The 6670-nt window shown below is 54.3% G+C and carries 3 protein-coding genes and 1 pseudogene; 2 read left to right on the forward strand and 2 right to left on the reverse strand.

Annotated features, from left to right (window positions below; all coding sequences use genetic code 11):
- Nucleotides 1–120: 120 nt before the first annotated feature.
- Nucleotides 121–2988, reverse strand: coding sequence for a hybrid sensor histidine kinase/response regulator transcription factor (locus tag HMPREF2983_RS00440; RefSeq protein WP_070665596.1), 2868 nt, complete (start codon nucleotides 2986–2988; stop codon nucleotides 121–123).
- Between the two features lie 34 nt (nucleotides 2989–3022).
- On the reverse strand, nucleotides 3023–4426 hold the full coding sequence (locus tag HMPREF2983_RS00445) for an ATP-binding protein (RefSeq protein ID WP_246829305.1): 1404 nt from the start codon (nucleotides 4424–4426) through the stop codon (nucleotides 3023–3025).
- A 557-nt stretch (nucleotides 4427–4983) separates the two neighbouring features.
- On the opposite strand from HMPREF2983_RS00445, the gene HMPREF2983_RS00455 reads away from it, so the two are divergent.
- Together HMPREF2983_RS00455 and HMPREF2983_RS00460 are read left to right on the forward strand one after the other, a co-directional pair.
- Nucleotides 4984–6348, forward strand: coding sequence for an OmpA family protein (locus HMPREF2983_RS00455; protein WP_070665602.1), 1365 nt, complete (start codon nucleotides 4984–4986; stop codon nucleotides 6346–6348).
- A gap of 24 nt (nucleotides 6349–6372) precedes the next feature.
- Nucleotides 6373–6670, forward strand: a pseudogene (locus tag HMPREF2983_RS00460) (hypothetical protein); the annotation flags it as partial.

A 6670-nucleotide genomic window follows, 5' to 3' on the forward strand; every position in this document is an offset into this window, starting at 1 on the left:
TGGGGTATAAGCACATCCTGTCTATGGAGTATGAAAGCGGTTTCGCACAAGAAGAAACAACCGATAAATTCGTCGAACTCACGTTAATGTAAAACGCTGTTATCTGCGACTTATGTGGGTTCAAATGCCGATTCCTCTGCGATAATCCATAGGCGTGACTCCGTACATCTTCCTGAAAGCACTATAGAAATTGGGCGTATGCTCGAAACCGCAACGGTCGGCAATGTTCTCAATCGTAAGTCCGGGCTTAGTCTCCAACAGGTTTCGTGCCCTCTGCATCTTTATCTTCAACATGTACGTGGCGGGGGAGTCGCCTGTAATGGCAACGAGCTTCCGGTGCAGCTGGCGTGGGCTCATGCATAGTTTCTCTGCCAGCGTGTTCACATCCAAGTGCCGTTTGTCCAAGAGCTGATAGATGAAATCGACCACCTTGGCAAGGAAGTGTCGCTCTACATCCGTGAGTTTCTGCTCCTTGTCCGTATCGGCACTATTGCTGAACTTGTCACGCAGATGGCGATGACGGTCGAGCAACTTCTCCACCCTTGTCCGCAGCTCGTCTGCGTTGAACGGCTTGGCGAGGTAGGCGTCGGCCCCTGCTTCTAATCCCTTTATTCGTTCTTCCTCCGTGATCTTTGCCGTAACGACGATGATAGGGATATGGTTGATGATTTCGTTTCCCCGTACCTGCCGGCACACTTCCAGACCGTCCATGCCGGGCATCATCAGGTCGGTGATGATGAGGTCGGGTACCAGGTTGAGTGCCTTTTCCATTCCTTCCCTGCCGTTGGCGGCATAGGAAACGGCATAGCGGTCGGCAAACAGCGAACCGATATAGGCGGCGATGTCGCGGTTGTCCTCAATGACAAGCAGATGACACTGGCTGTCCTCGCCTTCGCTGTCGGCAGGCGTTGTCTCGTTTTCGGGCAGGAGCGGAGAGTTATCAATCGTTGTAATACCCATATCTCGCTTGCTGTCATTGTGAATCGGTACATGGATATGGAATGTCGTGCCTTTTCCAACCGTGCTCTCTACCGTGATGGAGCCTTCCACTGCGTCGATAATCTGCTTGACGAGTGCCAGCCCCACACCCGTACCGATGTTTCGCGCATCGGTCTCTGCCTGATAGAAAGGTTCGAAGACATGAGACAGTGTCTCCTTGTCCATTCCCTCGCCCGTATCGGCTACATCCAAGAAAAGGCAATTGCTTTCGCGCCATACCGACACGCTTACCTTTCCGTATTCAGGCGTGAACTTGAAGGCATTCGAGAGCAGGTTGTTCATTACCTTGCTCACATAGTCGGGTACGAAGTCCATCTCCACCGCCTCTTTGGCAAGGAAGTGCAGGTCTATGTTACGGCTGCGGGCATAGTCACGGTAGGTCTCTATAATCATTGTGAGATGAGCCGTAATGTTGCCGTTGCACCAATCGGGATTGCCCACGGAAGATTTGATTTTCGAGATGTCCAGAAGCTGGTTGATGAGCGTGAGCAGACCCTTACCCTGCCGTTCGATAGTCCGAGTGCTTTCCCTGACCGCTTCCGTTTCGGCATCTTGCAGGTCGTGACTCAGTCCGAGTATCACGGTGAGCGGTGTACGGAATTCGTGGGTGATGTTGGTAAAGAAGTTTTCTCGCAAGGCCGACAGTCTTTTCAATGCCAGGTGGCTGCGGCGGCGCAATCGGTTGGTATAAAGTACGATTGCCAATACTCCTGACAAGGCGAGCAACACAGCTCCCAGAATAGCAAAGCCGACATAGCGCGTCGCCCGTTCCTGTTCCAGCTTGTGCCGTGCCTCGTTCATCTCCCTCGCCTGCCGGTTGCGCTCGATGTTCAGGCTCGTGTTCTGGATGCGGTTCACCTTTTCCATGTTCAGCACACTGTCTTGCAGGACGGTAGCCTGCTCGTAGGAGGACAAGGCCGTACGGTAGTCGCCCGTCCGTTTATAGTGCTTGTAATATAAGGTATGGATTTCCGTCAGATGCTCCGGCGACTTGATGCGTTCGGCTATCGCTTTCGCCTTGCCGAGATATTCCATCTCCTTTGCGTTGTTGCCGGTGGTATGGTAGATGTCCGCAAGGGCAATGAGCGAATTCAGGGCATGCCATTCGTCCTTTGAGGCTTTCATCAGGCGGTAGGCGGTTTCGTATTCCTCGGTTGCCTTGTCGTATTGCCGTGCCTTCTTGTAGAGCGAACCGAAATAAGTGTGGCAGAGCGATATGCCGAGTGTGCTGCCCGCTTCTGTGTTGAGTGCCATCGACTTGCGGTAATACACCCAAGCCGAGTCGATTTGCCCGCGATACTCGAAGATGGAACCGAGGTTAGCGTAGTTGATGGCTTGCCCCAATGTACTGTGTAATTGCTGCTCGACTTTCAATGCAAGGCGCAACGCACTGTCGGCACGCTCGTAGTTGCCCAGTGTCATGTAGATGTTGCCCAGTCCGTTGAGCGATATTGCCCGGTTTTTCTTAGCGGTGAACGAGGTGTCGGCGCATTCCTCGCTGAGCGTCCATGCACGGTAATGATATTCCTGCGCCACGTCGAGCACGCCCATCCGCCGGTAGTCGGTGCCGATGTTGTTCAGCGTCTGCACCCATTCAAGCGTATCGCCGATGGCTTCCGCCTGTTGCTGCCCCTTGCTGTGTACGTTCAGGGCTTCCTCGAAGCGGCTCTCGTTGCGCAATGCCTTGCCCCATTCCCGCAGGGCGATGATGCTGCCGAGCCTGTCGCCCTCGCTTTCCAACCGCTTTTGCAGCGAGGCGAGTGAATCGATGCCATGGGTGGAGCGCACGATGCTGTCCGCCACCTTGCGTTCGTCAGGGGTGAATGACACAGGCTTCCTCCCGCACGAAACAAGTAGAAAACAAACTGAAATAAACGCCGTTAACGCGCTTAAAATCAAACGGAGGCTTTTATTTCCCCCCCCCGTTTCACTAAAAGGCTCGTAGAGAGGCTGTAAGGAGGCTTTAAGGCTATGTTCATGGTGCTGCATAAGTATAACATTTTATATTTATTCATAAGTGTGTTTATTGTCGGGTCAACCATTCGGCGGCAGGAACCATACGGATGATATGTCCGTTCTTCTCCACCTCACGGTCTTCGTCGAAGTTGATGAGAAGCAGGTTCTCGCAGTGGAATTTCGTGGCGGCTTTCAGCAGGGCGTTGATCTCACGGTTCAGGGTCTTCTCTGCACTGATGTCGTAGGATACCTGCACCAGTTGTTCCACCTTGCCGCCCTTGGCGATGACGAAGTCCACCTCCCATTGCTTGTCACGGTAGTAGAACACGTCGGCATATTCAGGGCGGTAGCGGCGGAGCAGTTCCACATAGACCACATTCTCCAGTCGCCATCCCGTGTTCTCGGTGGAGAAGGTGCCGCTGCGCTCCGACACGAAAGCCACGTCCACGACATACACTTTTTCGTTTCGTACGCGTTCCCGGCTCTTGTAGGAGAACTTGGGAACACCCAGAAGCAGGAATGCTTCCTTCAGATAGGAATAGTAGTTTTCTATGGTATGGTTCGATACGCCGAACATATTGGCAAGATCCGTAGCCACGAACTCCTGACAGAAATTGTCGGCAAGGTAGATTGCCATCCGCCGGAGCACCTCCACATGTCGCAGGCGGAACCGCCGGGCAATGTCGTTCTTGATGATGGAATTGAGCAGTGCCTCTATATATCCCCGTTTGTTCTGCTCGTTCAGCAGTTCGGGAAAACCGCCGTCCGTCAGGTATTCATGCAGGGCTTTTTTGCGCAGGGCCTTGGACTTGGTGGAGAGGGAGCGGAGCTCCACACCGCGCATCGTGGCATATTCGGCAAACGAGAACGGATAGAGCTCCACCTTGTTGTGCCGTCCCGTCAGGTGGGTGGTCAGTTCGCTGCTCAGCAACTTGGAGTTGGATCCCGTGACGAACAGGTGCACTTTCTGGCGAAGCAGCCGATTGACAAACAGCTGCCAGCTCTTGATGTTCTGCACCTCGTCGAGGAAGAGATACTTGAAATCGCCGTATAGCTGATACAAGGCATCGAGCACGCGGTCGAAATCTCCAGTCTCCAGCCCTGTCAGTCGGTCGTCGTCGAAGTTGGCGTAGGCAAATTCCACTCCCTGCTGCCGTATGAACTTCTCGCACAGGGTGGATTTTCCGCTTCGCCGCACACCTATCACAATCTGGGCAAGGTTGCTCAACGGCGAGAGCTGCCCTTCCTCCATCCTGTCGCACAGCAGCGACAGGTCGTGTGACAGCAATTCTTCCTTTTGGTCGGAAAAGATGGTTATCAGTCTTCTTGCATCCATGTTATCATGATGTTTTAACTGCCTGCAAAGATAGCGAAAAGTTCCATAATCCGCAATACGATACCGAGAAAACTTCCATAATTCGCCAAACATTTCTTTTATCGGCTCATTGTCTTCTGCTCCTAAATCAATCATAAAATGCGAAAAGACCTGTCTCTGAGCCCCAAAGTACCCATCTCTTAAAAGATGTAAAACTATTCATGGGTTTCTTATGAGTATCAGTGAGTTACAAGCCTGAAATGTCCGATTAGAATAATTGGGGCAGGTGCAGAATGTCCGATTAGAATAGTTTTTTGTCCGATTAGCATAGTCCCCTCCCATCGTTTCATCTTTAATTTCGCAACAGAAAAACAGATGAGCTATGAACCAAACAGAAAGAAAAATACAATCGGAAGAACGACGGCGGAAGTCCGATGAGGTACAGCGGTTCTCGAAAGACCGAATGCAACTCCTTGACACCATCCGCGAGATGATAGACATTGAGTTCGAGCGCCGCGGAGTGAAAACCGAGGGCAACCCTCATCCCGAGAATCCTCCGCCCGAGGGCACGGGACGAGAGCCTCCTGACCGCAAGCCACCCCGCCGCTCCCTCTGGCAACGGCTCATGGGTATCTTCACAAGCGGCCTATTATAATTATGTGAGACAAGACGATAATATCATTAACTCTTTTATTTTAATTCAAGCAACAAGTATGAACAAAAGACGAACGAAACCGCTCATTCCGCCGCTCAGCGGCCGATGGGCACGAGTGGGTCTCTGCGTCCTGTTCTCCGCAACCGTAACCGTCGGCGCGCAGGCGCAGGCCACAGACGGGGGCGGAACACAGCCGCCGCGAGACCAAAACAGCGAGCTGCGCACCCGCACCTGGAGCATCTACGCCCAGGGCGGACTGTCGTGGGCAAGCGACGTGTGGTATCAGAACCTCGATGCCAAACGCAGTTACAAACAGTCGCCCGCCGTGGGCGGCGGCATCGACTTCACCATCCGCCCCTGGGTGCGTGTAGGTGCCGAGTATCTCTGGTCGCGCTACCGCCGCGAGCAACGCTTCTCCACGCTCGACACCAAGACGATGCCCGTCAAGGTGTATGGCAACTACCTGATGAACTACCACAACGCCAAGCTGGGCGTAGGCTTCAACCTGATGGAGCTGTGGCCCTGCCGCCGCGCGCAGTGGCTGAACATCTGGCTGGGCACGGGCGTAGGCTACACCTTTGCCAAGGGCAACGAGTACGGCATCTACATCAGCAACACGCAGACACAGGGCGGACAGACCACGCCCATTGGTGACGGTACGACCATCGGCAACGACTCGGAGATAACCATCACGGGTAACGTGCGCACGACGAACCGCCACGAGAAGTTCAACACGCTCTACGTTCCCGCCTCGCTCCACATCGAGGCCGACGTGAGCCGTCGCTTCACCCTCGGACTGAAAGGCGAGGCGGACTGGCTTCTCAATCGCAAGGACATCGCCCCGAAGAACCTCATTTTCGCCCTTGCCACCGTACGCTACAACTTCGTGGCGAGCCGTGCCAAGGTGCAGCGAGCCTACTACGAGGGCGAACTCTCCGCGCTCAACGATCGCATGAACGCCCTGCAACGGGACGTGGCAACGGAAAAGGCACGTGCCGAACGCGAAGCGGCAGACCGCCAACGGGCAGAGCAGCAGCAGGCCGAACTGCAACGCCGCCTGACCGACTGTGAAGAGAGACAAGCAGAGTCTCCCGCCACCGTGCAGCCCTCGCACTTCGTGCAGTTTGCCCACAACAGCTCCTATATGAGCCGTGAGGAAGCTGAACACCTCAAAGCCTTTGCCCGCAGCGTGCGCGGTCATAGGCTTACCCTCGTGGCCGAGGCCAGTACGCCGGGCGCAGACGGCTACAACCAGCAGCTCTCCGAGCGTCGCCTGGCCCGTGTGGTAGAGGCACTCGTAAGGGAGGGCTTCGACAAGGCCGACCTGCACCCGCAGACAGCCATCGGCGAGCGCAACGGCAAGCCTGCCGCCGAAGGGCGCAGGGTAACCATAAAGGTAGAAAAGCAAGCAACAACAATGTAAACAATCCATTAAAATCATAGTAAGATGAAACGAATCAAATCCATTCTGTTTGCCATCGCCATGCTGTTGGCAACACCTGCGTTCTTCACCTCGTGTCAGGAGGACGCACCCGAGATTAATTACACGATGAACGTATCGGTAATCAACGACTTCACCAAGGTGGTGGAGGCCATCAACAACGGCTTCCTGAAGAACGAGGAAGCAATAAAGAAGCTCACCGAGGCCATCGACAAGATGAATGCCGACCAGCAGACCAAGCTGCAGGTCATCATTGATGTGCTCAACTCCGTGAACGCCACGCTCGAGACCAAGCTCGCAGCCA

The organism is Prevotella sp. HMSC077E09, assembly GCF_001814685.1.
In the GTDB taxonomy this organism is placed as follows: domain Bacteria; phylum Bacteroidota; class Bacteroidia; order Bacteroidales; family Bacteroidaceae; genus Prevotella; species Prevotella oris.

What these genes read in the sequence shown, in the direction of transcription:
- HMPREF2983_RS00440 (WP_070665596.1), bottom strand. Translation starts at nt 2,988, where the DNA reads ATGCAGCACCATGAACATAGCCTTAAAGCCTCCTTACAGCCTCTCTAC.
- HMPREF2983_RS00445 (WP_246829305.1), bottom strand. Translation starts at nt 4,426, where the DNA reads ATGATTGATTTAGGAGCAGAAGACAATGAGCCGATAAAAGAAATGTTT.
- HMPREF2983_RS00455 (WP_070665602.1), top strand. Translation starts at nt 4,984, where the DNA reads ATGAACAAAAGACGAACGAAACCGCTCATTCCGCCGCTCAGCGGCCGA.